21 protein-coding genes are annotated in these 24,218 nt (G+C 59.7%); 9 read left to right on the plus strand and 12 right to left on the minus strand.

The window, feature by feature from the left end; all coding sequences use genetic code 11:
- The first annotated feature begins 1 nt into the window (after window position 1).
- The 5 genes from pqqC to BM046_RS12520 all read left to right on the plus strand — a co-directional run bounded on the left by pqqC (window position 2) and on the right by BM046_RS12520 (window position 6,700).
- Window positions 2–739, plus strand: a complete 738-nt coding sequence (gene pqqC / locus BM046_RS12500; RefSeq protein ID WP_090539959.1) for a pyrroloquinoline-quinone synthase PqqC — start codon at window positions 2–4, stop codon at window positions 737–739.
- Window positions 736–1,014, plus strand: coding sequence for a pyrroloquinoline quinone biosynthesis peptide chaperone PqqD (gene pqqD, locus BM046_RS12505; protein ID WP_090539961.1), 279 nt, complete (start codon window positions 736–738; stop codon window positions 1,012–1,014). The genes pqqC and pqqD overlap by 4 nt, the downstream gene beginning before the upstream one ends.
- Window positions 986–2,146: a pyrroloquinoline quinone biosynthesis protein PqqE gene (pqqE, locus tag BM046_RS12510; RefSeq protein ID WP_090539963.1), complete on the plus strand. Its 1,161-nt coding sequence runs from the start codon at window positions 986–988 to the stop codon at window positions 2,144–2,146. Before pqqD ends, pqqE begins: the two co-directional genes overlap by 29 nt.
- On the plus strand, window positions 2,112–3,992 hold the full coding sequence (locus BM046_RS12515) for an alpha/beta hydrolase family protein (RefSeq protein ID WP_090539966.1): 1,881 nt from the start codon (window positions 2,112–2,114) through the stop codon (window positions 3,990–3,992). The genes pqqE and BM046_RS12515 overlap by 35 nt, the downstream gene beginning before the upstream one ends.
- A 110-nt stretch (window positions 3,993–4,102) precedes the next feature.
- The gene (locus BM046_RS12520; protein ID WP_090539968.1) at window positions 4,103–6,700 is read left to right on the plus strand and encodes an insulinase family protein; all 2,598 of its coding nucleotides are present in this window, start codon (window positions 4,103–4,105) and stop codon (window positions 6,698–6,700) included.
- A gap of 5 nt (window positions 6,701–6,705) precedes the next feature.
- Here BM046_RS12520 and BM046_RS12525 read toward each other — a convergent pair whose 3' ends face one another.
- Window positions 6,706–7,128, minus strand: coding sequence for a group II truncated hemoglobin (locus BM046_RS12525; protein WP_090539970.1), 423 nt, complete (start codon window positions 7,126–7,128; stop codon window positions 6,706–6,708).
- A gap of 105 nt (window positions 7,129–7,233) precedes the next feature.
- A complete protein-coding gene (locus BM046_RS12530) occupies window positions 7,234–7,569 on the minus strand; it encodes a LysO family transporter (RefSeq protein ID WP_177197862.1) in 336 nt (111 codons plus the stop codon).
- A 248-nt stretch (window positions 7,570–7,817) separates the two neighbouring features.
- On the opposite strand from BM046_RS12530, the gene BM046_RS12535 reads away from it, so the two are divergent.
- Together BM046_RS12535 and BM046_RS12540 are read left to right on the plus strand one after the other, a co-directional pair.
- Window positions 7,818–8,246 carry a hypothetical protein gene (locus BM046_RS12535; protein WP_090539975.1) on the plus strand — a complete coding sequence of 143 codons (429 nt, stop codon included), beginning with the start codon at window positions 7,818–7,820 and terminating at the stop codon, window positions 8,244–8,246.
- A gap of 481 nt (window positions 8,247–8,727) precedes the next feature.
- Window positions 8,728–9,105: a bZIP transcription factor gene (locus BM046_RS12540; protein ID WP_090539977.1), complete on the plus strand. Its 378-nt coding sequence runs from the start codon at window positions 8,728–8,730 to the stop codon at window positions 9,103–9,105.
- A gap of 311 nt (window positions 9,106–9,416) precedes the next feature.
- Here BM046_RS12540 and BM046_RS12545 read toward each other — a convergent pair whose 3' ends face one another.
- The 6 genes from BM046_RS12545 to BM046_RS12565 form a co-directional block, all read right to left on the minus strand.
- A complete protein-coding gene (locus tag BM046_RS12545) occupies window positions 9,417–10,292 on the minus strand; it encodes a zonular occludens toxin domain-containing protein (protein ID WP_090539978.1) in 876 nt (291 codons plus the stop codon).
- Window positions 10,289–10,570 (minus strand): DUF2523 domain-containing protein, encoded by a 282-nt coding sequence (locus tag BM046_RS12550; protein WP_090539980.1) that lies wholly within the window; start codon window positions 10,568–10,570, stop codon window positions 10,289–10,291. The genes BM046_RS12545 and BM046_RS12550 overlap by 4 nt, the downstream gene beginning before the upstream one ends.
- Window positions 10,570–11,943: a virulence factor TspB C-terminal domain-related protein gene (locus BM046_RS16160; RefSeq protein WP_143084195.1), complete on the minus strand. Its 1,374-nt coding sequence runs from the start codon at window positions 11,941–11,943 to the stop codon at window positions 10,570–10,572. The genes BM046_RS12550 and BM046_RS16160 overlap by 1 nt, the downstream gene beginning before the upstream one ends.
- A gap of 173 nt (window positions 11,944–12,116) precedes the next feature.
- The gene (locus BM046_RS16615; protein ID WP_407920445.1) at window positions 12,117–12,251 is read right to left on the minus strand and encodes a major capsid protein; all 135 of its coding nucleotides are present in this window, start codon (window positions 12,249–12,251) and stop codon (window positions 12,117–12,119) included.
- A 182-nt stretch (window positions 12,252–12,433) separates the two neighbouring features.
- Complete coding sequence (locus tag BM046_RS12560; RefSeq protein WP_090539984.1) at window positions 12,434–12,784, minus strand: hypothetical protein; 351 nt, start codon at window positions 12,782–12,784, stop codon at window positions 12,434–12,436.
- Window positions 12,785–12,792: 8 nt separating this feature from the next.
- On the minus strand, window positions 12,793–13,926 hold the full coding sequence (locus BM046_RS12565) for a phage/plasmid replication protein, II/X family (protein ID WP_090539985.1): 1,134 nt from the start codon (window positions 13,924–13,926) through the stop codon (window positions 12,793–12,795).
- A 576-nt stretch (window positions 13,927–14,502) separates the two neighbouring features.
- Here BM046_RS12565 and BM046_RS12575 point away from each other — a divergent pair.
- Window positions 14,503–14,988 carry a hypothetical protein gene (locus BM046_RS12575; protein ID WP_090539988.1) on the plus strand — a complete coding sequence of 162 codons (486 nt, stop codon included), beginning with the start codon at window positions 14,503–14,505 and terminating at the stop codon, window positions 14,986–14,988.
- On the opposite strand, the gene tpx is transcribed toward BM046_RS12575, so the two are convergent.
- The 3 genes from tpx to BM046_RS12590 are packed head-to-tail and all read right to left on the minus strand — an operon-like array spanning window position 14,981 to window position 20,932.
- Window positions 14,981–15,481 carry a thiol peroxidase gene (tpx, locus tag BM046_RS12580; protein WP_090539990.1) on the minus strand — a complete coding sequence of 167 codons (501 nt, stop codon included), beginning with the start codon at window positions 15,479–15,481 and terminating at the stop codon, window positions 14,981–14,983. The two genes, BM046_RS12575 and tpx, sit on opposite strands and share 8 nt — an antisense overlap.
- A 28-nt stretch (window positions 15,482–15,509) precedes the next feature.
- Window positions 15,510–19,229: a translocation/assembly module TamB domain-containing protein gene (locus tag BM046_RS12585; RefSeq protein ID WP_090539992.1), complete on the minus strand. Its 3,720-nt coding sequence runs from the start codon at window positions 19,227–19,229 to the stop codon at window positions 15,510–15,512.
- Entirely contained in the window at window positions 19,226–20,932 is a 1,707-nt protein-coding gene (locus tag BM046_RS12590) for an autotransporter assembly complex protein TamA (RefSeq protein ID WP_090539994.1), read from the minus strand. The genes BM046_RS12585 and BM046_RS12590 overlap by 4 nt, the downstream gene beginning before the upstream one ends.
- A gap of 144 nt (window positions 20,933–21,076) precedes the next feature.
- On the opposite strand from BM046_RS12590, the gene xthA reads away from it, so the two are divergent.
- Window positions 21,077–21,892, plus strand: a complete 816-nt coding sequence (gene xthA / locus BM046_RS12595; protein WP_090539996.1) for an exodeoxyribonuclease III — start codon at window positions 21,077–21,079, stop codon at window positions 21,890–21,892.
- Between the two features lie 48 nt (window positions 21,893–21,940).
- On the opposite strand, the gene clpA is transcribed toward xthA, so the two are convergent.
- On the minus strand, window positions 21,941–24,208 hold the full coding sequence (clpA, locus tag BM046_RS12600; RefSeq protein ID WP_090540096.1) for an ATP-dependent Clp protease ATP-binding subunit ClpA: 2,268 nt from the start codon (window positions 24,206–24,208) through the stop codon (window positions 21,941–21,943).
- Window positions 24,209–24,218 lie beyond the last annotated feature (10 nt).

Genomic DNA, 24,218 nt, shown 5'->3' on the forward strand with positions numbered 1-24,218 from the left:
GATGAGCCGTGCGGCGTTCGAACAGGCCCTGCGTGACAAGGGGCGTTATTACCATATTCACCATCCTTTCCATATCGCCATGCATGAGGGGCGCGCCACACCGGAGCAGATTCGTGGCTGGGTTGCCAACCGCTTCTACTACCAGTTGAACATCCCGCTCAAGGATGCCGCGATCCTGGCCAACTGCGACGATGCTGCAGCACGCCGGGAATGGGTGCAGCGGATCATCGATCACGACGGTACAGCCGAAGGCGCGGGCGGTATCGAAGCCTGGCTGCAACTGGGCGAGGCCGTCGGTTTGCACCGGGAAGAGCTGCTCGATCAACGCCATGTGTTGCCTGGCGTGCGCTTTGCGGTCGATGCCTACGTCAACTTCGCCCGCCGCGCCGGCTGGAAGGAAGCCGCCAGCTCGTCGCTGACCGAACTCTTCGCCCCGCAAATTCACCAGTCGCGGCTGGACAGCTGGCCGGAGCACTATCCCTGGATCGATCCGCAGGGCTATCGCTACTTCCGTACCCGCTTGAGCGAAGCGCGCCGGGACGTGGAACACGGCCTGCGTATCACCCTGGATCATTACCGGACCTTCGAGGCCCAGCAGCGCATGTTGGAGATCCTGCAGTTCAAGCTGGATGTACTCTGGAGCATGCTCGACGCCATGTCGATGGCCTACGAACTGGAGCGGGCGCCATACCATACCGTCACGGACCAGCCCGCCTGGCATCGGGGGATCAAGTTATGAGCATTCCGTCATTGGCAGCCGTACCGACGCTCCGGCCTGGTTATCGCATGCAATGGGAACCGGTGCAGGACTGCCATGTGCTGCTCTATCCCGAGGGGATGGTCAAGCTCAATGGCAGCGCCGCCGAGGTGTTGCAACGGGTCGATGGCCGGCGCTCGGTCAACGAGATCATTGCTGAACTGCAAGCCTGCTTTCCGTCGGCATCCGGGCTGGATGAAGATGTAATGGCCTTTATCGGGGAAGCTCATGAGCAACACTGGATCCGTTTCCGCTGACAGCCAGGTCCGGTCGGAACAGGGGCCGCCGTTGTGGCTGCTGGCCGAGCTGACTTACCGCTGCCCATTGCAGTGCCCCTATTGCTCCAATCCGCTGGAGTTTGCCGAGCACAAGCAGGAGCTGAGCACTGCGCAATGGATCGACGTGTTCAGCCAGGCGCGGGCGCTGGGCGCGGCCCAGCTGGGCTTCTCCGGTGGCGAGCCGCTGGTACGTGACGATCTGGCCGAGCTGATCGGCGCCGCCCGGGAAATGGGTTACTACACCAACCTGATCACCTCCGGCATGGGCCTGAACCAGTCGCGTATCGACAAGTTCCTGGAGGCCGGGCTGGATCATATCCAGATCAGCTTCCAGTCCTCGGACAGCGAGGTGAACAACATGCTGGCCGGCTCGCGCAAGGCCTTCGATCAGAAACTGGCGATGGCCCGGGCGGTCAAGGCTGCCGGCTATCCCATGGTGCTGAACTTCGTTACCCACCGGCACAATATCGACCAGATCGAGAAAATCATCGAGTTGTGCCTGGCACTGGAAGCCGACTTCGTGGAGCTGGCCACCTGTCAGTACTACGGCTGGGCCCACCTGAATCGCGCCGGCCTGCTACCGACCAAGGCGCAGCTGGATCACGCTGAAGCCGTGACCAACCGCTACCGAGCCCAACTGGCGGAGCAGGGCCACCCCTGCAAGCTGATCCTGGTGACCCCCGACTATTACGAGGAGCGACCGAAAGGCTGCATGAACGGATGGGGCAATATCTTCCTGACCATTACCCCGGATGGCACGGCCTTGCCTTGCCATAGCGCCCGGCAATTGCCGGTGACCTTTCCCAGCGTCAGCGAATACAGCCTGTCGCATATCTGGTATGACTCCTTCGGCTTCAATCGCTATCGGGGCGATGACTGGATGCAGGAGCCCTGTCGCTCCTGTCCCGAAAAACACCAGGATTTCGGCGGTTGCCGCTGTCAGGCTTATATGCTGACCGGGGATGCGACCCAGGCCGATCCGGTGTGCAGCAAGTCACCGCACCATCACCAGATACTGTCCGCCCGGGCCGAGGCCGAACTGCCCCAGCCACCGATCGAGGAACTGACCTTTCGCAATGAACGCACCTCCAGAATCATCTGCAAGGTCTGAGCGGGCCGGACGCTGGCGCAGTGATTTTTCCGCTGCCGATGCGGTGGCCGCGGGCACCGATTACGCTGACCTGACCTGCGATGAGCAGCGGGTGCTGTGGGTCGAGTTTTTCCCAGGGGAGGGACGCAGCGCGGTAGTCGAGTGGACACCCAGGGGCACACGGCGCCTGACGCCGCCCGGCTACAGCGTGCGCAGCCGGGTCTACGAGTATGGCGGCGGCGCGTTGTGTCTTGCCGGCGATGGTCTGGTGTTCGTCAACGAGGCGGACCAGCAGCTCTATCACCAGCGGTTCGATGACCTGTCCTGTACCCAACTGAGCTGCGCTGTCGATTGCCGCTACGGTGGGCTGGTGTTTGACCCGGTACATCGCCGTATCATCGCCGTGGAGGAACAGCATGGTGGCAGTGAGGTGGCTCACCGACTGGTAGCGATCGATCTGCGTGGTATCCGGCATCTGCTGGCCGAGGGTGCGGACTTCTACAACAGCCCCTGTCTCAGCCCCGATGGCCAGCGCCTGGCGTGGATCGAATGGCAGCGCCCCGAGCTGCCCTGGACCAGCAGCACCCTGTGCTGGGCCAGGCTGGACAGTCAGGGGCTACCGGGCGATGTCGAGCGCATGGGACATGATGAGTCGCTGCAGCAGCCACTATTCAGTGACCGCGGTGAGCTGCTGTGCCTGACGGATCGCACTGGTCACTGGCAGCCCTGGCGGCAGTTGGCCGACCAGCAATGGCAGCTGCTGCCGTCACGGGCTGCCGACCACGCGCCGGCGCCCTGGCAGCTCACCCCCAGGCATTATCTGGCCTTGCCGGATGCTTGGCTGGCGCTGAGCTGGAGCGAGCAGGGCTATGGCCGCCTGGCTCTGCGCCATGCCGATCGGGGTGAAGAGCGACTGCTGGCTCAAGGTTATACGCGCTTTCGCGGGCTGGCCTGCAACAGCAACAGCCTGTTCTGCCTGGCCAGCTCACCGGACTGCAGTGCAGCTGTACTGCGCATTTCCCTGGATAGCGGGGAGGTCAGGGTCCTGGCCCAGGCGTCCAGTACATTGGGCTCGGAAGATATCTCCCGCCCCGAACCCATGGCTTATCCAACCGCGCAGCAGGAGATTGCCCATGGCTTCCATTATCCGCCATGCAACAGCCAGGCAAGACTGGCGACCGATGAACTCCCACCCCTGGTGATCTTCACCCACGGCGGGCCGACCTCGGCCTGTTATCCGGTACTGGATAACCGTATCCAGTACTGGACCCAGCGCGGTTTTGCCGTCGCCGACCTCAATTATCGTGGCAGCGTCGGCTTTGGCCGGGCCTATCGGCAGCGGCTGCAGGGCAACTGGGGTGTGACCGATGTGGAGGATGTGCTGGCGGCCATCGAGCATCTGGCCCAGCAGAAACTGATTGACCCGCAGCGGGTGTTTATCCGCGGCCAGAGTGCTGGTGGTTTTACCACACTGAATAGTCTGGTCAGTGCCAGCGAGCGCTTCCGCGCGGCGGCCAGCCTGTATGGTGTGAGCGATCCGTTGCAGTTGCGTGCCGTCACCCACAAGTTCGAGGCCGACTATATCGACTGGCTGATCGGCGACCCCCATGAGCAGCCCGAGCGCTACCAACAGCGCTCGCCGCTGGCCCAGGCTGCAGCCATCAGCACACCGACGATTTTCTTCCAGGGCATGCAGGACGCGGTGGTACTACCGTCCCAGACCGAGCAGATGGTCGCGGTATTGGAAGAGCAGGGCGTAGCCGTGCAGTACGTCAGGTTCGAGGAGGAGCGTCATGGTTTTCGCCAGCCTGCCAATCTACAACAGGTTCTCGAAAACGAATTAGATTTCTACCACAACTATTTGTAATTTAAGAATTTAAACAGAAGGTGAGGTGCCACTGGTTTTCGGGGTGTAGCGCACCCGCGCTACGCCAAGGTCCCCGCAGCCACGCAAGATTATGGAGATCAACAGACTTCATGCAACCCTTGGAACTACCACGCCTACCCAACGATGGCCGGCACTACCAGCTCTACACAGCCTCGAACGGACTGCTCTGCCTGCTGGTCAGTGACCCCATGGCCGATGCCGCCAGCTGCGTGGTCCAGTTCCGCGTGGGCAGTCACGACGAGCCGAAACATCTCCCCGGCCTGGCTCACCTGCTCGAACATATGCTGTTCATGGGTTCGGCGGATTACCCCCAGGCCGGCTCATTTCCGCAATTGGTAAGCCAGTGGTCCGGGCGCTTCAATGCCAGCACCGCAGCGCAGCGCACACGCTACCACTTCAGCGTCACCCCGGCCGGACTCGATGCCTGCCTGGCCCAATTGACAGACATGCTGACAGCCCCCTTGTTTTCCCCTGAGGCAGTGGCCGCGGAACGCCAGGTGATCGACGCCGAGTTTCATACCCGGCTGGCGGATGACGCACTGCACGAGCAGGCTGCCCTGGGCCAGGTCTTCAACCCGGCCCATCCCCTGAGCCGTTTCAGTGCAGGCAACCTCAGCACTCTGGGGCTTGAACCCGAGGCTCTGGCAAAAGCGTTGCGGGCGTTTCATCGCCGGCATTACCAGGCGGCGAATGGCTGCGTACTGATCCATGCGCCACAGCCCATGGCAGAGCTTCAATTGTTTGCCGCCCGGCTGGCTGAACGCCTGCCTGCCCAACCTCAAGCACCACGTCTCAGCCCTGGCCCACTCTTTGCGCCACAGGCATTACCCGGCCTGTTGCGTTGGCAGAGTTGCGCCCAGCAGAACCAGTGGCTACTGCTCTTTGCATTGAACAATGTGCAAACCGGGCAGGGCGCCAGCGCCCTCGGCTGGCTATGTGAATGGCTGGCCAGTCCAGCGCCTGCCGGCGCGCTTGGCTGGTTACGCAGGCAGGGGTTGATTGCCCAGCTGCAGGTCAGCACCCAGCATTACACCGACCAGCAAAGCTTATTGCGTATCGAGTTTGACCCATTGATCGAGGACAGTGACTATCCCGCGCTGCTCAATGGCTTCTTCTCCTGGTTGACGGCACTGAGACTGACCCCGATACAAGCTTGGCCACAGGCTGCCCGGCAGCAACTCGCCGATCAGGCTTTTGCCCATGGCCTACGGGGGGAGCCGTTGCACTGGCTCACCATGCAGGCCGAGCGCACCCTGTACCAGCCACCGGAACAGATTCTGGAAAGTACCGGCCAGTGGGCTGGACTTGATCAGCCATCCTGGCTTGGGTTGCTTGAACAGCTGCAACCCGAGAGCGTCCTGCTTGTCCAGAGCCAGAATGACGAGACCGCCTTGCCGCAACAAGCGGCCTGGACGCGTACTCACTTCGCCTTCAGCCCCTTGAACTGGCAACCCGTCGCAGGCCACGGTCAAGCGCTGGCCGAGGCGGATTGGCCGATCTGGGCAGTTGCCGAGCCGGAAGCCGAATGCCACGCCGGGGCCGACTGCAACTCTCTGCCAGGATTGCGCAGCATCCCTCTGCCGATCGAGTCCGAGGGGCAGGGCGGAGATACTGTCCGTCTTGCCTGGTGCTGGCCAGAGGGGCGACTGGATCGTTACCAGCGGGACAGGCTCAAAGTCCTGTGGAACCTGCAGACCGAGCCATTACATGGCTGGGCTAGCGCCAGTGGTATCAGCCTGGCGTGGCAGGATCAGGCAGGTCTGATCTGGCTTGAATTGAAGGGTCCGCGGCAAGGACTCCGGGCGGGTGTCGCCGCAGTGGTAGCGGCGCTGGCCCGGCAACCCGATCCGACCCTGCAGCATCTGGCCGAGCATCGCCATCAAAGAAATCTCAACGAGCGCCGGCAGGCGCTGCCTGCCTACCGCCTGCTGGAAGAGCTCGATATCCAGCTGAACCCGACACCGAACAATCCCGGCAGTGCACAACCAGCAGCCGCTCAGGTAGCCTGGCTGTATCCCCGGCAGTGGCAGTCCGAGTGGCTCAAGCTGGTAACCACCAGCCTGCAACAGCTCTGCCCGCGACTGGCAGAATCCTTCAACTGGCAGCCCCCTGCGCTGCGCCTGTTGGGGGAGGGCACCACCACCATTCGGGTGGACTGCCAGCACGCTGACCGGGCCTATCTTCTCTATTGTCAGGCCGGCTCAAGCAGCCTGGCCCAGCGTGCCAGCTGGCAACTGCTGCACCGGCATATCGGCTCATCCTTTTTTGACCAGCTGCGTACCCGCCAGCAACTGGGTTACTGGGTCGTGGCCCGTTACCACGAAGTGGCTGGAACCCCGGGGCTCATCCTGTTGCTGCAATCGCCCACTCACGATCATCAGCAGATCGAGACCGCCGTGAGCAACTGGTTGGAGAGCGAGCGCAAGCGCCTGGCTGAACTGCACTTTGCGCAGATCCGACACCAGGCGCAGCAGCTGGCAAGTCATCTGCGCGGGCAGTCCCGTTCGCCATCTGGTCAGCTGGAGCTGCATTGGGCCCAGGGGCTGGGATTGCCTGGTGCAGCGGTGAACGACGTCTGTACAGCCCTGGAGCAACTCACCCCAGCGTCATGGGCAGAAACGCTGGATGACTGGCTACAGCGACCTCGCCGGCTGCGCTTGCTCAGCCGGCCAGCACAGGAAAACTGAGCGGATCATACGCCGGGTTTGCGCTGCACTGCGACGACACGCTCGGCGGGCACCCGCAACTGGCGCAGCAGATATTCCTTGAATTCGGGCGTGTAGGGCTGCAACTCGATCGCCTGAGCCATACAACCCAGCCAGGCGTCCCGCTCAGCCTCGCCAATCGGCCAACTGGTATGGAACATGGGAATACTGATCGAACCGTAACGCTCCTGGAACAGTTTGGGCCCGCCCAGCCAGCCGCTGAGGAAGCAGGCCAGTTTGTCCCGGGCAAGGGTCAGATCCTCGGCATGCATGGCCCGAATGGCACGGGCGGGCTCCCAGCTATCCATGATCCGGTAGAAATCATCCACCAGTTGGCGAATGCCTTCGATACCCCCGGCGGCCTGATAGGAAGCGTCCTGAGTACCGTACATGGGTGGTTGAGCAGACATGTCTTTCCTCTCATCAGCAGTCCAGTGGCAGCGGTCACATGGCCTCTGCCTGTCGGGCTACAGTCTATCAACAAAGGAGCGCCATTTTGCCGGACCTTTGTTGTGTCAGACAAAACTGAGGAAGAACAGCATGAAGAAGGGCGCAGCAATGGTCAGGATCAGGCCACTGATGATGGCGGTGGGCACATATTCGTAATGGCAAGCCTGGCGCACAAAGGGCAGGGTGGTGTCCATGGCGGTTGCTCCGCAGACACCGATACTGCTGTTGGCAAAGTTGCGCCCCAGCATGAACACCACGGTCAGGCCGATCAGTTCGCGCATCAGGTCGTTGAGCAGGGCTACGCTGCCATAGGCCTCGCCCAGGTATTGTCCAGCCAGGGCGCCGGACAGGCTGAACCAGCCAAGACTGTCTGCCTGCGCGGTGCCGGGGCGGTTCAGCAACCGGAAAATGGAAAGAAGGAAAAACCGCAGTGGTTTTCAGTATGTCATCAAGGGCGCGAACTATAGCGCACAGAGGGCTTGGTTTGTAGCCATGCGAGGCTGGCATGCCCAAGGACCCATCCGGATAAATATACGATTTAACATAATATACCTTATGCGAACTACTGTGTAGCAGCGCTGATTATTGCCCTGGTCTGGTGTCTGTGGTCCATTCACTCGTCCAGTCAGAAAGCATACAGGAGTTGCTGATGATGAGTATCGACGAAGCCCGGCTTAAAGCCGGGTTTTTTGTGGGCGAATGTCTGGAATTGTTCGGGATCAGTGAACGTACCTGGTACCGCTGGTGTCAGCATGGCGCCCCGATATGGGCATACCGGTTATTGCATCTGCGGGCCGGCCACCTGGACCAGTTGGGCTGGAAGCATTGGCAGATCCGAGAGGGCATTCTCTACTTCGACGGATTCAAATCACACGGCTACCAATGGGAGCCAGGCGAACTACTGGCATATCACTGGACACGGCACAACACCAGAAAAGCAAGGACGGAGTTTGCGCCCGCCGCCCGAGCTGACCTCGCGCCTGATTCGGCAAGCCGAATCAACCCCGGCGCTCGCCCTTCGGGCGCTGCGGCACATACGTGCCTTGCGGTGCTCGCGGGCGGCGGGCGCGACAGTTAGGAGTAAGGGAACAAGAAAACCGTGGGGCGTTGCCCCACACCCCCCCCTAACAACTTCCAAAATATGAGGCACCCGGGGTGCCTCTGGCCCTATGCAGGCCCGGATGGAACCGGGCCGCCGGGCCGGTGCAACCATTCAGAGATCGGAGATCGGAGGAGGGAAAGAAAAAACCGTGGGGCGTTGCCCCACACCCCAATCCTCGCCGGATAGGCAGGGGTGCGGGGAGAAAAACCCTCCCCACACCCCAGCCAGAGGATGAATTGGAGAGGAGTCCATCAAGGGTTCGCTCCGCCCGTGCCTCCGTTCGACGGGGCAAGCCCCGACGAGCCGGGGGCGCGGCCCTTGACGGGGGAAGGCACGGAGCTGCTATCAGGTAACGTCACTAAAACCCGACGAACGGTAGCATTATCGGTAACGTTACCATTGACCATTATCGGTAACGTTACTATAATTAAGGCACACACAAAGCGGAGGGTTTGAAATGACATACGAAGAATGGCTGGGAGCGAACTACCTCACCGACGACGCCGAGGCCCGCAGACTGTATGCCGAGAGGAATTGCAGCATTGGCCACCCGTATCACGTATGGCGTGAGCGGTACGGGTACGCCGACACCGCGACAGCCCGGGCCGACTATGCCGAGTATCAAAAACAGCTGGATCTTCTGACACCGAAAAAGCGGAAACCGGGCAGACCGGCGACAGGCAACGCGATGACCCCAGCCGAGAAACAACGCGCCTACCGCGAGCGGCAAAAAAAGCGTGAGAAGGAACTGGAGGCGCGGGTATTGGTGCTAGAACAGAAATTGGAAAATGCCCTGGCTGAAATCGAGCGCCTAAAAGTAACGTTACCGGAGTAGAGTTAACGAACGCCGAAGCAACAGCGATCACAGGATAAGGCCAGACCTGGAACCGGCGACCATATAAACAAACGCGCCCCCGAGTAAGTCGGGGGCACGATACTTGAAGGAGGAGAATTCAGAGAATGGGAAGCAGGTAGTAGGTTCCCGCGGCACCGACGAGGATGCCGACGACCAGGGCGATCGGAACGCGAGACGCTGGAACAAGCCTGGCGGGCTTGACGCTCTTAAGAAGACGCTCAACGTCTGCTGAGGGGTTCGGTTTACGACTGGATGAGCCGGCGGGCTGGTCCCGGCGCATGTATTCCCTGTCAATTAGAGCCATTCTTGCCTCCTATCATGGCCATGTTCGGTATAGGAGCCTGAATGATGGCCCGACATTGCTGCAATGGCAAATCCAGCGGGGTCATGCTGGAGTCGTAGCAGAAGCAGCCGCGCTTGGATTCAATGCAGCCTGCCACGGGTTTCACAGGCGGTGTATGAGTCCATTGGAAGGTAGATTGCGGCAGCGGCGCGGGGGCGGCACTGCCTGCCCCTTCCGCTGCCGCTGAGCTGTCCGCCTCAACCAGTTGCATTGACTTGAAGCCGTCCGCCAGGGAATAGGCAACACCACAAGCACCCAGCAGAATCAGCGTCAGCAAAACAGTGATCTTACGAGGGATCCGGAACTTGTGCGTATGAATCGTTGCTGACTTGTACAGCTTGAAATGCTCTTTCGGAAACTTCCACAGATAGTGATCCGCCCTCTCCTGCTCACGTCGATCATTCGGATCGGAAACAGCAAATCCCCAGGTATAAACGTTGGCACCCTGAATACCGTTGGGCCGGTACAGATGGATATGTTCCCCGCAGAGCTTGCGGATGTGATGATGAAGGAAGCTTGGACTCTGCGTAATGAAGATAAGGTCATGCCCGGTATGACGGTGCACTTCCATTGAGGTCAGGCGTTCATCGGTAACGGGACCAGGGCGAGCGTTAGACGGAAATATCTCCTGTGCTTCGTCATAGATGACAAGGGAGCCTTCCGGCGTGTCCCTCCAGTCGTCAGGAGCAGGTTTAACCTTCTCGATCTGCAGACCGTCAATACGGGCATACACCGCCCTACCCTCGTCCAGCGCCTTCAGAATGCGCCCTATCGTGTACAGCGTCTTTCCGCTGCCCGGAACGGCAGTAATGATTGTAATCATGCTGAGAGCCCCACAGAGATTCGTGCAGCGGTAATTGCTGCCCTGGTAAGTAACGCGGAACCGATAATGCTGATCGCCTGATCAATCCCGGCAAGTGCGATCAGATCAATGACCGCTGACGGAAGCTGGCCGACGAACTGCGTCGCTTGTTCCAGGGCGAACTGAACCAACGACTTGATGCCGGTGTATGTGAACAGGCCAATGCCCAGGGAAACGAAAACCCGAGCGATAGCCGAGGACAGTACCCATATCAGAATGGGGGCAAGTAATGCAGGCATCAGTTTCTAGCCCTCGCAATTCCCAGGGAAATGAAAGCAGCGAAGATGGCCGCACTGGCCAGCACCAGCGGTCTGATGAAGGTGGCCAGATCACAGAAAGGCTGCCAGTTGAATTGAACTGGCGGGAACAGTCCCAGTTCGATGGTGTATGGCTCCGGGCAGGACGCTGCCAAAGTGAAGTCGAATTCTTCTTCGTAGTCCTGATCTTCGATCAGGGGCCATTCCACTTCAGGAGCATCAAAAGGCTCCTGGAACCATTCGATGAAGGAACAGACGACTGAAGCCCAGTCGCAGAAACCGGGCCATTCACCAGCAGCGCCACCGGGTGAAGGTTCAGTAACAGGAAGTTCACCAGGGGTTTCGGTGGTGGTTTCTGTGCTTGTATGAGTGCCGTTGGTATAAGTATTGGTCGTGGTGGTATTGGTAGTGGTTATGGTGGTGTCACCATAGGTGATATTGGTTGTCGTCTGCGTAGTAGTAACAACAGTGTCACCAGTAACAGGATCTGTACTGGTAGAAGTAGTCTCAGGCCCAGCAATTGAAGAAGGGCCACTGATTGTGGTGTCTGTATAACCCGGCAGAGGGTTACCGATGCGACGCTGGGCATCACCCGCAGCCTCGGCAACCTGACCCGGTGGCAATGCCGGCAATTGCGCTTCCAGCTCTGAAAAATCAACAGGAGCAGGAAGGAGCTCGGGGACACCCGGCTCGGTAATAATCATGCCGCGAAGCTGAGGAAAGGATCCATCCTTGGTAGGCCAGTTGCCAGAAGGGTATCTGGAGGTGCAGTTATTCAAAAAGGAATAACCGGGAGTACTAGCATCATGAGGGGCCACCATAACTGAAACAACGGTGCCAGCCGGGTAGTTTGTACCCCCCAACCGAAAAGAGCCTGACGCCGTAATTGTTTTTACTTCACCAATGCTAGTAAGTGCATACGGCTCGCGGCGGCACATATCCATGGGATGATAATTCCCATCAATGGCACAAATCGCACCAACGGGGCACTGCATTTCATATTTTACCCATTCCTGCGTCAACTCATCCCAAGCCCAATCAACCGCAAGGAACAGACCAGTAACAGCAGCAGAAGCAGCAACAGACGCAGGATTCACACGAACAAAGTTTTTCAGGCCATTAGCGACAGAGCCATATGGGATAACAGGATTTCGCGTAACCGTAAGCGTATTGAGCGACGAAGGAGGCACCCGGACAGTCTGACCGAAAGAGCTGCGAATGCCTGACGAAGTATGCGCGCCACTACTGCCGAAGTTGCGATAATCAGACGGCCCTAAATCAATGATTTCCGCCGCACTTACGGACGAGGCAGCAAGAAGAACGGCAGCGAGAAGAACAAAACGAGCAAGAACCATCCGGCGTATTCCTCTGGCATATGTCACCCGATGAAGTAGGCACCGGCCAGCCACAGGTAGCTGATCAGTACGTTGGCCAAAAAAAGCTTTTCAGGAACACTCATGTACTGGAAACCCATAACAAGCACTCCGAAAAAGAAGGGGGGCAAAGCCCCCCGTTACTGGATGGGCAATTAGAAGAAACTTGCCTTGATCCAGCGGAACGCCATAACAGCGGCCGCACAGATGACAATGGCACCACCAATGGTGACAATATCTTCCCGGACAGCCTCAACAGCCGCTTCAGCCTGAGCAGCAATACCTTCCATAACGATTACCTCTTGAAAAATTGACTCGCCACCATTGATATTCCCCAGGCAGTAACGCAGGCGAGCAAATACGCACTACCAAGCTGCATAGCATCTTCGATGCTAAGCGGAGGAAGAAGAAACGTTGTCTGCACCCACTCAGTACAGACATTGTTCTGAACTTGAGCGCAGACGAACGACATTTAACCCACCTTGGACGATGGAACTTGCTCAGGTTTGGGAGGCAGAGCCTGGAGCCGAACAGGAAAACCGCCCAAGTTATATTGCTGGTAAGCCTTACGACCTTGATAGATCGAAGCAGATACCGGAATAAACACTTCCGCACCAATCATGCTTCTATAGGAGTTATGCAACCCCTGTTTGACTTGTTCAGCAGAGACCCGAACATCAAAGTAACAATCGACCGGCCGGCCCTTTTCGTCGGAACTAACAGATTTAACCTCGATAATGGCAATGCGCATGTCATCACCAATAGTACGATCTTCAACCCGGAAAACCTCACCATGCAGCACCATTCCAAATAACTTAGACATAGTTAACCTCATGCAATTTTAAGTTCATGCCAAGAGCACACCGCCCTGGCTTCCATTACCTTCCTACGGAACGGAACGACTTTGCCGGCGGAAATATCAGCATCACCGAGGCCGGCAGCCCGGAGAATTGAAAGATGGCGGTACCAGACCGTTTTAGTGAAGGATTCACGCGCCCTCTCCCACCCTTCCGCTTGGATGAGCAGCCATGCGCCATAAGCGGCTCTGGCGGCGTTTTGGGCGTTGCGGGCACGGGGTTTATCGGGAATGGGTTTTCCTGCCGCCAGCGCCTTCACACGGCGTTCACGCCAGTTAGTCATGGCGTTATCAAATTCACGTTGGGTGGACACCTCAGCAGCGGCGAAGATGCGTTGTTTCAGGTCATTGTCTGTGGTCACTTCGGCACCCCCAATCATTCGGTCAAAGTAGTCATGCCACTGCATGCGGAGGGTTTCAGCAGTGCAGGCTTTCCAATCGTTACGGTTCCAGAATTCACGGCCCAACGTCAGTTCAAGGCGCAACAGGCGGTTTGCCTGGTCAATTTCGTCCCGGGTGTACTGGCGGCCGGTGTAGCCAGTGCGGGACATTTGATAGGAGAGATGCGGGCCCTTGGCGTAGGCCTTGCCCTTGCGGAGCTTGGATTTTTGCGACCAGTAGACGGTGTCGCCAGCCTGCTGGCTGACGCGGTACCGGCCACCCTCGCAGTCGCGGAGGATGCGCAGCGCGTCACGGACCTCGCTCAGGGAGCCAAGCAGCAGGTTTTCGGTAACGTCCACTCGCGACACGGTCCAGAGCGACAGGTCAGCGGGGAGCTCAATCCCGGTACCCTGCATTGCAAAAAGCCGCATGGCGTCAATACAACCTGCAAGATCCAGACGACTGGACGCGCCAGTGCCAAAAACAGAACAGCCGTCACCCATGACCCGAGCCGGGGAACCCATGATCCAGAAATCATGGCCGCTGGCCCTGATGTTGATCTGGTGAGAATCAGAGGCGATGGAATCCCAGGCGATAGATTCATAACGAACGTCACCGGTGAGCGGGCAGTAACGCTGGATGCGGTCGCCCAGCGTCAACGCTTTTTCGCGGGCCTGATCCGTCAGGAACTGGATCGGCACCCGGCAAGTTACCCAGTCAATCAGCATGACGATTTACCCGGAAATTCCCCACGTGGGGACAAAGTGGCGGTGTTACAGGGACCGCCACTCAGATTTGCATCCGACAGCGCAGCATTAAAAGCCAGAGCAACCTCATGAATGAGCTGTGCCTGGAAGACGAGAGACGTGGCCAGTCCAAGAAAAAACGGGAACACCCAGTTGTAAGCAAAGAAGCGAAGAGTGCGGAACCAGATACGGAAGCGAATTGAAGTCACCATGCCGCAGCCATCCCACCAAGGTCATGAAGACGAGCCATTCCTATGTTCCAGGCATCGCGGTGGTCCGGGTGATTGCGATACTCAATAAAGCGGGAATCCGTCAGCATCAGACGCATAGACCGATAACTGGCAGGGACAGAGACCGGGAGGCCTGTAGCATCACAGAGCTCTTCAAATTCGAAGGACAGCTGATGTTCACTCCGAGCCATGACGTTCACCATGACGTTAAAAATTAATTGACATGGGCGTTATAGTCAGGCGGAGAATGGATGTCAAGTTTTGCTTAACGTCGCAGAAAAATTAACGTTGACCTAAACTTGACTCCAAAGCCTTCAGGAGGCAGGAAATGAAGACACTCAGCGACTACTTAGACCAGGCAGCAGAAATCACAGGCAGCGATTACCAGACCGCTAAGCGATTGAATATGACCCGATCGGCGATAAGCCTTTGCCGGTCAAAAGGGACCATGAAGACGGACAACATTGTCGCCTTGGCTGATCTTATCAGCGTGAACCCGGCATTGATTGTGGCTGCTTGCGATATCGCGAAGAACCCTGAGAACGCCCGGATCTGGGCAAAGTGGGGAGCGGTGGCAGGGGTAATTATGGCAGTGACAGCTGATCAATTATTCTTTAATAATCAATCGGTTACGGCAGATGCTTTAACTGCACTGTTTATACCTTATGCGAACTACTGTATTCGTTATTATCAGCCTATGCTGGTTTTGTTGCGCCTACTACAAACGCGCTCCTCGTCATATCTGCTTTCATCCATTATCAATTTTGCACACCGAGGGAACATCAATGTCCCCTCGGTTCACGCAATCAGCTGAGGGCTGCGAGCGCCTTGTCGTAGTCGGGCTCGTTGCCGATTTCGGATACCAGCTCGCTGTGCAGTACCTTGTCGTTCTCGTCCAGCACTACCACCGCACGAGCAGTCAGGCCGGCCATGGGACCGTTTTCGATGGCGACGCCGTAGTTGCGGATGAATTCGCTGCCGCGCAGTGTGGACAGGTTTATCACGTTCTCCAGGCCTTCTGCAGCGCAGAAACGGGCCTGAGCAAAAGGCAGGTCAGCAGAAATGCACAGAACTACGGTATTGGGCAGATTGCTGGCCTTGCTGTTGAAGGTACGTACGGAGGTGGCACAGGTGGGCGTATCGACGCTGGGGAAGATGTTCAGGATCTTGCGCTTGCCGGCGAAGGACGACAGGCTGGCATCCGACAGGTCCTGGCGTACCAGGCTGAAGGCAGGTGCCTGATCGCCAACCGAGGGGAAAGTGCCACCGATGCTGATCGGATTACCGCGCAGTGTAACAGTTGCCATTCTCTAGCTCCTATAGCTCGCAAGTGCATCAGAAATCGATGCGGTAGAAGAAGTCCAGTGAGCTGGCCAAGCCACCCACTGCTTCCAGATATAATCGTTTGGTCAGATCGTAACGCAGTGCCAGCCGATTTGCCTGTTCAAAAACGCCAACTCCGTAGCGCAAACTCAGTTTTTCGGTGATATAGCCGGTGGCAACCACGCTGGTGGTCAGGCCGCTTCCCTCTGTATCCAGCTGAAAGTCATCAATGCCCAGTGAGCTGGCGATGTTCTTGGCGATCGGCGTGCTGCCTGCCATCCCGAGCGCCAGGGCAGCCTGTCCAAGCAGGTTGCTGTCCCCGGTATCGGCACCAAGCGGCCGTCCGAGGATCAGATAGGCCAGCGCCTGTTCCTGGGCCATGGCGGGTTCGGAGAACACTTCAGACACAGGTGCCTCGGCCTGTCCGGTCAGACGCAGTCCGGCGATGACATCATCGACTCGGCGTATTGCTTCGATGTCCAGATAGGGCTTGCTCAGCGGACCGGCAAACAGGATCTGCGCACGGCGCAGCTCCAGTCGCTGGCCATAACCACGGAAGCGTCCATCCAGAATATTCAGATCGCCCGTGGCCGTCAGGTTCTCCCGAACCTGCAGCAGCCCGCTGAGCCGCCCGGTAAGGCCGAAACCGCTGAAGTGCAGCTGATCGCCGACCAGCAGGCGGACATTGGCGGTGATGCCCAGCGGTGCGTCCTGCTCCATTTCGGGTTCGGCGCCAACGATTTCCGCATCCGGAGATACGCGAACCGCCGCCGGCGGCAGTTCTCGCACCGTGATTTCCCCTTCAGGTACCGCGATGTCGCCGGTGATATTGAGATTGTTGTCCTGTAGTCCGATGTGCAGGTCCGGACTGGTCAGCAGGTCGGCATAGGGAGCCACGCGAATGGGAAGATTCTCGCCATACAGTTTGAGGTCCACATGCATAGCCGGGGCCCAGGCGGCAGTCCCGGCAAGCCTGCCCTGCCCCGCTCCGCTGTTCCAGCGGCCATCGATGGACGCCTGCTGACCGGTAATGGCGACAAGCATTTCCAGCTGCTCGAAACTGACCGGCAGATCCGGTCCGCTGACCTGGCCATCACGCAGCTGTACCTGACCCTGCACCAACGGCTCCTTCAGCGTGCCGCTCAGGCTTCCATTGCCGATCAGGTCACCACTGAGGGTTTCCACCTGGGGCAGGAAAGGCCGCAAAATATCCAGTTGGACGTTGTCCAGCATGAATTGACCGACGAGCGTCTGAGCACCGCCGGGGTCGCTGATACTGGCCTGGACGTTCAGGTTGCCGAGCCCGCTGCTGAGCAGCTGCAGGCGCGTTTCAGCCCGGCGTTGGTCCAATTCGGCGGTGAACTCCAGGGTGTCATAGGGCAGCTGCAACTCCTGATCCGGATTGCTGACGCGGATCTCACCCTGATGGCTGCTCAGGTGTACCGTGCCGACCGGTGCTGCGCCGCTGCGCTGCTGCAATCGAGCTGCCGCATCCAGCCGGCCCTGCCAGTCAAAATCCTCGGGTAACCAGGGCTGCAGGGAAGCCAGCGGGAAATTTTCCAGCTGCAGGTTCAGCTGCCTGTCGGGTAGCAGCTGCTGCTCGCCGCTGAAGCATAGTTGACTGTCCAGATGGGCCCAGCAATGGGCGCCAAGCCGCAGATCCCCATCATGCATCCGATAGGCGATGCTCGCCGGATCCTGCAACTGCCAGAGCATGTCATCGGCGGCTATATTGCCGCTTGCCACAGACCCGCGCCAGGCGTCGTCACCGAGCCGGCCCGACAGCCTGGCATCCAGCTCAAGCACACCGCCCTGAAGGTCTGCTGCCAGATAGTGGGAGGCCTTGTTTCCATCGATCGAGAGACTCAGATCCCCCAGGCGGGTATCGCCATTACGCAGGCGCGCCGCTGTCAGGTTCAGACTGCCGGGCAACTGCTCGTCGAGGGTGACCGTACCGGCCAGATCAAGGTTGGCCATGGCAAAGGCATCGAAGGCCAGACGCTGCCCCTTGATGTCCATGCTGATTTTCGGCGACGCTGCCGCTCCGGATGCCTGAATCCGGCCGGCGAGATGTCCTCCAAGGCCAGGCCACAGGGTATGCAGGGCGGGCAGCTGCAGGTCCAGCGCACCGGACACCGTCTGCCCCCACTGCCCGGCTCCGCTGATCCGATTCTCACCCTGCTGCAGATTCAGCTCGCGCAACTGCCACTGTTCATCTCTGGCGCCCACCGCACCCTGCAGGCTCAAGGGCTGGCGCCGCAGGGTGCCGCCGATATTCCAGTCCGCGTCCAGCTCCAGCTGTCCATTGTGCAAGCGACCTGTACTGGTGACAGGCCCGCTCAGGGAGCCTGGCAACTGGCTGACGAACAACTGCGGGTTCAATCCGTCCAGGTGCAGGTCAGCCTGCCAGGTTATCGCCTCTTCCATTCCAACAGTGGCTGCGCCTGTGAGGCTGCCGCCCGAGGTGGTCAGCGTCAGTGGATTGATATCGAGCTGGCGCGCCGTACCACTCAGGGAAAGGCTCAAATCCGCAGTCTGGCCGCCGGCCCCACTGAGCCCGGCCTGCAGATTGGACTCGATACGCTCACCCCGCAGATGCGCCTGGGCATTAAGCTGGTTCACCTGCAGGTCGCCGAGCGACTGCGGATACAGCCATTGCCAGGGAAACTGCAGCATCTGCAGCTCGGCATCGGCGCTCAGCTGGTCTTCCCAGCCGAACCGGCCGTTGAGGTGCAGCAGGCGAGCAGGTTCGTCTGTCACGTTCAGTTGCAGCTCAACGCCACTGAACTCGCTGGTGGTGAGCTGCCCACTCAGCTGCAGATCCACATCACCGCCCTCGCCCTCCAGCCGGCTGCGCGCGGCCACCCCGATGCCCTGGTCCAGATCACCCTCCAGGTCCAGTTCGAGATCATGCAGGGTCAGGGTTTCCGGAAGCGACTGCGTTGCGAGGAAGGCACTCCCCCGCCAGCGTGCCTGCAGCGGCAGCTCCGCGCGCAGGGGCTGCACCTGGGCGGTAAGCTGACCGTCCAGATACCCGCTGCTGCGCGATTCCAGTTCGAGATTTGCGGCACTGCCTCCCAGCCGAGTCTGTAGCGCCCAGGGGCGACCATCGATCGGAGGCAGTTGAATATCAGCGAGAATCAGCAGTGGCCAATCCCCGCTCATGCGTACGTCCCCATCCAGTTGCCAGGCCATGTCCATACCCTGACCACTGAAGCGAGTGATGTGCAGGTTATCGCCGCTGGCCTGTGCCTGCAGCTGCACATCCTGCAGCATCGCCGGCGCGCCATTGAGTTCCAGCCTGCCGAGGCGCGCCTCATGCAGGTGAATACCCAGCGGCAGCCGGATATCGGGCAGATCGATGTCCCGACGGGGCTCGTCCTCACTGTCATCGGGCTCGGTGAATACCTGAACGCGCTCGGCGGCCAGCAGTTCGATACACAGCCGCCTGCCTCCGAGACACCCCGGTGACCAGTTCAGTTGGGCCTGCTCCACTTCCACCCGCAGGGTCTGGTCATGCCAGAGAATCCGCGAAAAAGCCCAGCCCTGCCACAGCCGCCCTCCTTCGAACTCCAGCTGGAGACGCGGTTCCAGTCGTTCTGCCTGCTGCAGCAGCCAGCGGTTGCCCGCTTCGCTTCCCAACAGCCCCGCAAGCATGGTGAGCAGCAATACGCACAGGACAAGCAATATCAGCAGGCCACGCAACAGGGCCCTGAGCAGAAACCGACTCACAACTCAGCCCCCATGGAAAAGTGAATGCGAAAGCCCTCATCCGGGTCGCTGATCGACTGGGCCAGATCAAGACGAATCGGCCCTACCGGCGACACCCAGCGAATGCCGACGCCCGCGCTGGTCTTCATCGGGTCGGTCCAGCTGTCCATGGCGTTACCGTGGTCCACAAAGGTCGCAGCACGCCATTTGGGGATGAATTCGTATTGGTATTCGAGACTGCCGGCGAGCATGAAACGGCCACCAACCCGGTCGCCAGTCTCGTCAGTCGGCGACAGCGTCCGGTAGTCATAGCCACGCACGCTCTGGTCACCACCGGCGAAGAAGCGCAGCGATGCCGGCACACTGGCGAATCCGTTGCTGGCGATGCCCCCAGCCTGCAGACGCCCCAGGAACCGATGCCGTTCATGCAACGTATACAGTCCCCGGGCGCCCAGGTGGAGTCGGATGAAATCGATATCCGAAAGCACCCCCGCCTTGGCGCCCTGCAAGTCCATCAGCAGGCTGTAACCTCTGGAGGGGTCCATCGTGTTGTCGCTGACGGTGCGCTGGAAGCCCAGACTTGGAATCAGCAGAGTACTGCGCCCCGAATCCGCACCCAGGGAGTAGCGCTCCTGTTCCAGGCGCAGGCCTATGCTGCGATCCCAGCCGTTGGCCAGACGCCGCTGGAGCAGTGCACCCAGCACCATGCTCTGACTGTCGGTATCGTCGATGTTTTCCCGCTGCCAGCCGGTGAAGAAACGCAGGTGACTGGACTGCGGCGGCGTAAGCGGAATCTGATACCAGCTCGAGAGTTTCTGTCGGGGCTCGGACAGCTCCATCTCCGCTCCCCGGCTGTGGCCACGGGAATTGAGCCAATGCTGTGTCCACTCGGCTCTGGCACGGGGGCCCACGTCGGTGGAAAAGCCCCCGCCGAAACCCAGCGAGTGGCGCTTGCGGGCGTTCAGGGTGACCTGCACCGGTATCTGCAGATCCTGGGCCTCGCTGGCGGGCGCCGATACCTGCACCGCATCGAAGTAGCCGCTGGCCAGCAACTCCCGGTTGAGCTTGGCAATGAGGTCGGCATCGTAGGGCACCCCGGGTTGGAACGGCACCATACGCTGCAACAGGTCTTCGTCGAAGGGGGTGTCGGAAAAACTGACCGCACCCAGGTGAAAGCGAGGGCCGGTGTCATAGCGCAGGATGATATCTGCCATGCGCTGCTCGACATCGATCAGCATGCGGTTATCCAGAAAGCGCCCGGAAAAATAACCGTAGCGCAGCGCCTGGTTTTCCAGCAGGGATTTGGTGTCTTCGTAATGGCCGTGATGGAGTTGCGCACCGGGACGCAGGTGGCGACTGCGTGGTAGCCGGAAGAAGTCCTCCTCCGCACCCTCGCCGCTTACCTCCAGGGTCACCTCATCCAGTCGAACCGGCTCCTGCAAAGACACATCCAGACGCAGCACCGGTTTGGCATCGGTACCTGTCACCCGAGGGCGGACCCGTGCGTGGTAGTACCCAAGGGCCTGCAATGCACTGAGCGCCTGCTCCCGACTGGCCCGCGCCATGCGCCACATGGCCTGCCGGCTGTCTGCCGAAATGGGGCCGATGTAGGCTTCTATGTTCTGCTTTGCAGCGTCATTGCGCGGCTGTATCACTACTTCCAGCTCCGCCCTGATCCCGGCGGTAAAAAACAGTAGTACCAGCAGTGCAAGTAAACGGGCCATGATTCAATCCGATCAAGGGTGGCAGCAGGTCGATGGTGGCCATGGCCGGGAACACATCAACGACGCTTGCGGGAATGCTACCATGCATAATCTGAAGGGCCGATCCCCTATTTGCCCTTTCCGCGTCTTTTCAATGGGATTTACATGAAAATAGTTTCGTTCAACATCAATGGCTTGCGCGCCAGACCTCATCAGCTGCAGGAGCTGGTCAATCAGCATGCGCCCGCCGTGATCGGGCTGCAGGAAACCAAGGTGGATGATCAGCAGTTTCCCCTCGAGGCGGTGCAGGAGCTGGGCTATCACGTGCATTATCATGGCCAGAAAGGCCATTACGGCGTTGCGTTGCTGACCCGTGATGAACCCCTGTGGGTACGCAAGGGCTTTCCGAATGACGGCGAGGACGCACAGTGCCGGATGATCAGCGCCGCCCTGCCCTGTGCCGATGGCCAGCCACTGATCGTGTTCAATGGATATTTCCCCCAGGGCGAGAGCCGGGACCACCCGATCAAGTTCCCCGCCAAGACCCGATTCTATGCAGACCTGCAGGCCCATTTGGAGCAGAATTTCGATCCCGCCCAGCGCATCGTGGTAATGGGTGATCTGAACATCTCGCCAGAGGACTGCGACATCGGCATCGGTGAGGCCAATGCCAGGCGCTGGTTGCGTACTGGAAAGTGCAGCTTTCTGCCGGAGGAACGGGAGTGGCTGCAAAGACTCAAGGACTGGGGGCTGGTGGATACCTTCCGGCATAAGAATCCCACAGTGAATGATCGTTTCAGCTGGTTCGACTACCGCAGTCGCGGGTTCGAGGATGACCCCAAGCGCGGACTGCGGATCGACCTGGTCATGGCCAGCAAGGGGCTTATCGAACACTGCATCGACACTGGCATCGACTACGGGATCAGGAGCATGGAAAAGCCATCGGATCACGCCCCGGTCTGGGCCAGGTTCAGCCTCTGACCGAGAAGCCTGACGCCACTTGCCGGCGTCAGGCTCCCGTGGCCCTGGTCAGGCCATTTCCTCCTCGGGTACGTCCAGAACCAGCTCCCCGTCGCGCAGGGTGACGTGCACAGTGCCGCCGTGATCGGCCAGATCGCCGAACAGGATCTGCTCCGCAAGCGGACGCTTGATCTTGTCCTGGATCAGCCGCGCCATCGGCCGAGCCCCCATCAGCGGGTCGTAACCGTGTTCGACCAGCCAGTTGCGTGCTGCATCGTCCACATCCAGCAGTACATGCTTGTCTTCCAGCTGGGCCTGCAGCTCGGTGAGGAACTTGTCCACCACCGACTTGACGCTGTCGTGGGTCAGGCGGCCGAACTGGATGATGGCATCCAGACGGTTGCGGAATTCCGGAGTAAAGGTTTTCTTGATCACTTCCATGGCATCAGTACTGTGGTCCTGGGTGGTGAACCCGATGGACGCACGGGCCATGGATTCCGCCCCGGCGTTGGTCGTGAGCACTATGATCGCGTTGCGGAAATCCGCCTTGCGCCCGTTGTTGTCGGTCAGGGTGCCATGGTCCATCACCTGCAGCAGCAGGTTGAAGACCTCAGGGTGCGCCTTTTCGATCTCGTCAAGCAGCAGCACGCAATGGGGCGTCTTGTTCAGCGCCTCGGTCAACAGGCCGCCCTGATCGAAGCCCACGTATCCCGGCGGTGCGCCGATGAGGCGTGACACCGTATGGCGCTCCATGTATTCGGACATGTCAAAACGCACCAGCTCCACGCCCAGGCTCTTGGCCAGCTGCCGGGTGACCTCGGTCTTGCCTACCCCGGTGGGACCGGCGAACAGGAAGGAGCCGACCGGCTTGTCCGGCGACTTCAGACCGGCACGGGACAGCTTGATCGCCGTACTCAGGGCCTCGATGGCCTGATCCTGGCCGAAGACGACCAGTTTCAGATCCCGCTCAAGATTTTTCAGCAACTGCTTGTCGCTGGTCGACACATGCTTGGGCGGAATCCGCGCGATCTTGGCCACTATGGCCTCCACCTCGGCGACATCAATGCGCTCGGGGCGGTCTTCCGCCGGTCGCAGGCGCTGATAGGCGCCGGCTTCGTCGATCACATCTATGGCCTTGTCCGGCATGTGCCGGTCATTGATGTAGCGGTCGGCCAGCTCCGCAGCCGCTTTCAGTGACTCGTCGGTGTAGCGGATACCATGATGTTCTTCGAAGCGGCTGCGAAGCCCCTTGAGAATCTGGATGGTGTCGCTGACCGAGGGCTCGACCACATCCACCTTCTGGAAGCGGCGTGCCAGTGCACGATCCTTCTCGAAAATGCCGCGGAACTCCTGAAAGGTGGTGGACCCTATGCAGCGGATCTCACCCGAGGACAGCAGCGGCTTGAGCAGGTTGGACGCATCCATGACACCGCCGGAAGCCGCGCCGGCGCCAATGATGGTATGGATTTCGTCGATGAACAGGATCGCCTGCGGACGCTTCTTCAGCGCCTTGAGCAGCGCCTTGAAGCGCTTCTCGAAGTCCCCGCGGTACTTGGTACCGGCCAGCAGTGCGCCGAGATCCAGCGAGTACACCACGGCCTGGGTCAGTACGTCGGGTACCTCGCCATCCACGATACGCTTGGCCAGACCTTCGGCAATGGCTGTCTTGCCGACACCAGCCTCACCCACCAGCAGCGGGTTGTTCTTGCGCCGGCGCACCAGGATCTGCGCCACCCGTTCGACTTCGTCGGCGCGCCCTACCAGAGGGTCGATGCGGCCGAGACGCGCCTGCTCGTTGAGGTTGGTGGCATAGGCGTCCAGCGGATTGCTGGAGCTGACGGCTTCGCCGGCCTCCTCGTCAAGATTCTCGGAATCCATCTGCACACTTTCGCTGTCATCCGCCACCTTGGAAATACCGTGGGAGATGAAATTGACCACGTCGATACGGGCGATGTGCTGCTGCTTGAGGAAGAAGACCGCCTGGCTTTCCTGCTCACTGAAAATGGCCGCGAGTACGTTGGCGCCGTTGACTTCGCTCTTGCCGGAGCTCTGCACATGGAACACCGCTCGCTGCAGCACCCGCTGGAAGCCGAGTGTCGGCTGGGTTTCACGTTCGCTGTCCTGGCTCGGGATCAGGGGCGTTGTCGAATCGATGAATTCGGACAGCTCACGGCGCAGGCGTTCCAGATCAGCACCGCAGGCGCGCAGGACCGCCACGGCCGCCTGGTTGTCCAGCAACGCAAGCAACAGGTGCTCGACGGTCATGAACTCATGCCGTTTGCTGCGAGCCTCCTTGAACGCCAGGTTCAGGGTAATCTCAAGGTCTCTGTTAAGCATATGCGCCCCC

It is taken from the genome of Halopseudomonas formosensis (genome assembly GCF_900115905.1).
Taxonomy (GTDB): Bacteria; Pseudomonadota; Gammaproteobacteria; order Pseudomonadales; family Pseudomonadaceae; genus Halopseudomonas; species Halopseudomonas formosensis.

Bases quoted from the DNA above. Each gene is read 5' to 3' on its own strand.
- BM046_RS12520 (WP_090539968.1), top strand. From the start codon at position 4,103: ATGCAACCCTTGGAACTACCACGCCTACCCAACGATGGCCGGCACTAC.
- BM046_RS12565 (WP_090539985.1), bottom strand. From the start codon at position 13,926: ATGCTGATTGACTGGGTAACTTGCCGGGTGCCGATCCAGTTCCTGACG.
- BM046_RS12525 (WP_090539970.1), bottom strand. From the start codon at position 7,128: ATGTCTGCTCAACCACCCATGTACGGTACTCAGGACGCTTCCTATCAG.
- xthA (WP_090539996.1), top strand. From the start codon at position 21,077: ATGAAAATAGTTTCGTTCAACATCAATGGCTTGCGCGCCAGACCTCAT.
- BM046_RS12575 (WP_090539988.1), top strand. From the start codon at position 14,503: ATGAAGACACTCAGCGACTACTTAGACCAGGCAGCAGAAATCACAGGC.
- BM046_RS12550 (WP_090539980.1), bottom strand. From the start codon at position 10,570: ATGCCTGCATTACTTGCCCCCATTCTGATATGGGTACTGTCCTCGGCT.
- BM046_RS16160 (WP_143084195.1), bottom strand. From the start codon at position 11,943: ATGGTTCTTGCTCGTTTTGTTCTTCTCGCTGCCGTTCTTCTTGCTGCC.
- BM046_RS12535 (WP_090539975.1), top strand. From the start codon at position 7,818: ATGATGAGTATCGACGAAGCCCGGCTTAAAGCCGGGTTTTTTGTGGGC.
- pqqC (WP_090539959.1), top strand. From the start codon at position 2: ATGAGCCGTGCGGCGTTCGAACAGGCCCTGCGTGACAAGGGGCGTTAT.
- pqqE (WP_090539963.1), top strand. From the start codon at position 986: ATGAGCAACACTGGATCCGTTTCCGCTGACAGCCAGGTCCGGTCGGAA.
- tpx (WP_090539990.1), bottom strand. From the start codon at position 15,481: ATGGCAACTGTTACACTGCGCGGTAATCCGATCAGCATCGGTGGCACT.
- pqqD (WP_090539961.1), top strand. From the start codon at position 736: ATGAGCATTCCGTCATTGGCAGCCGTACCGACGCTCCGGCCTGGTTAT.
- BM046_RS12590 (WP_090539994.1), bottom strand. From the start codon at position 20,932: ATGGCCCGTTTACTTGCACTGCTGGTACTACTGTTTTTTACCGCCGGG.
- BM046_RS16615 (WP_407920445.1), bottom strand. From the start codon at position 12,251: ATGGAAGGTATTGCTGCTCAGGCTGAAGCGGCTGTTGAGGCTGTCCGG.
- clpA (WP_090540096.1), bottom strand. From the start codon at position 24,208: ATGCTTAACAGAGACCTTGAGATTACCCTGAACCTGGCGTTCAAGGAG.
- BM046_RS12515 (WP_090539966.1), top strand. From the start codon at position 2,112: ATGAACGCACCTCCAGAATCATCTGCAAGGTCTGAGCGGGCCGGACGC.
- BM046_RS12560 (WP_090539984.1), bottom strand. From the start codon at position 12,784: ATGTCTAAGTTATTTGGAATGGTGCTGCATGGTGAGGTTTTCCGGGTT.
- BM046_RS12545 (WP_090539978.1), bottom strand. From the start codon at position 10,292: ATGATTACAATCATTACTGCCGTTCCGGGCAGCGGAAAGACGCTGTAC.
- BM046_RS12540 (WP_090539977.1), top strand. From the start codon at position 8,728: ATGACATACGAAGAATGGCTGGGAGCGAACTACCTCACCGACGACGCC.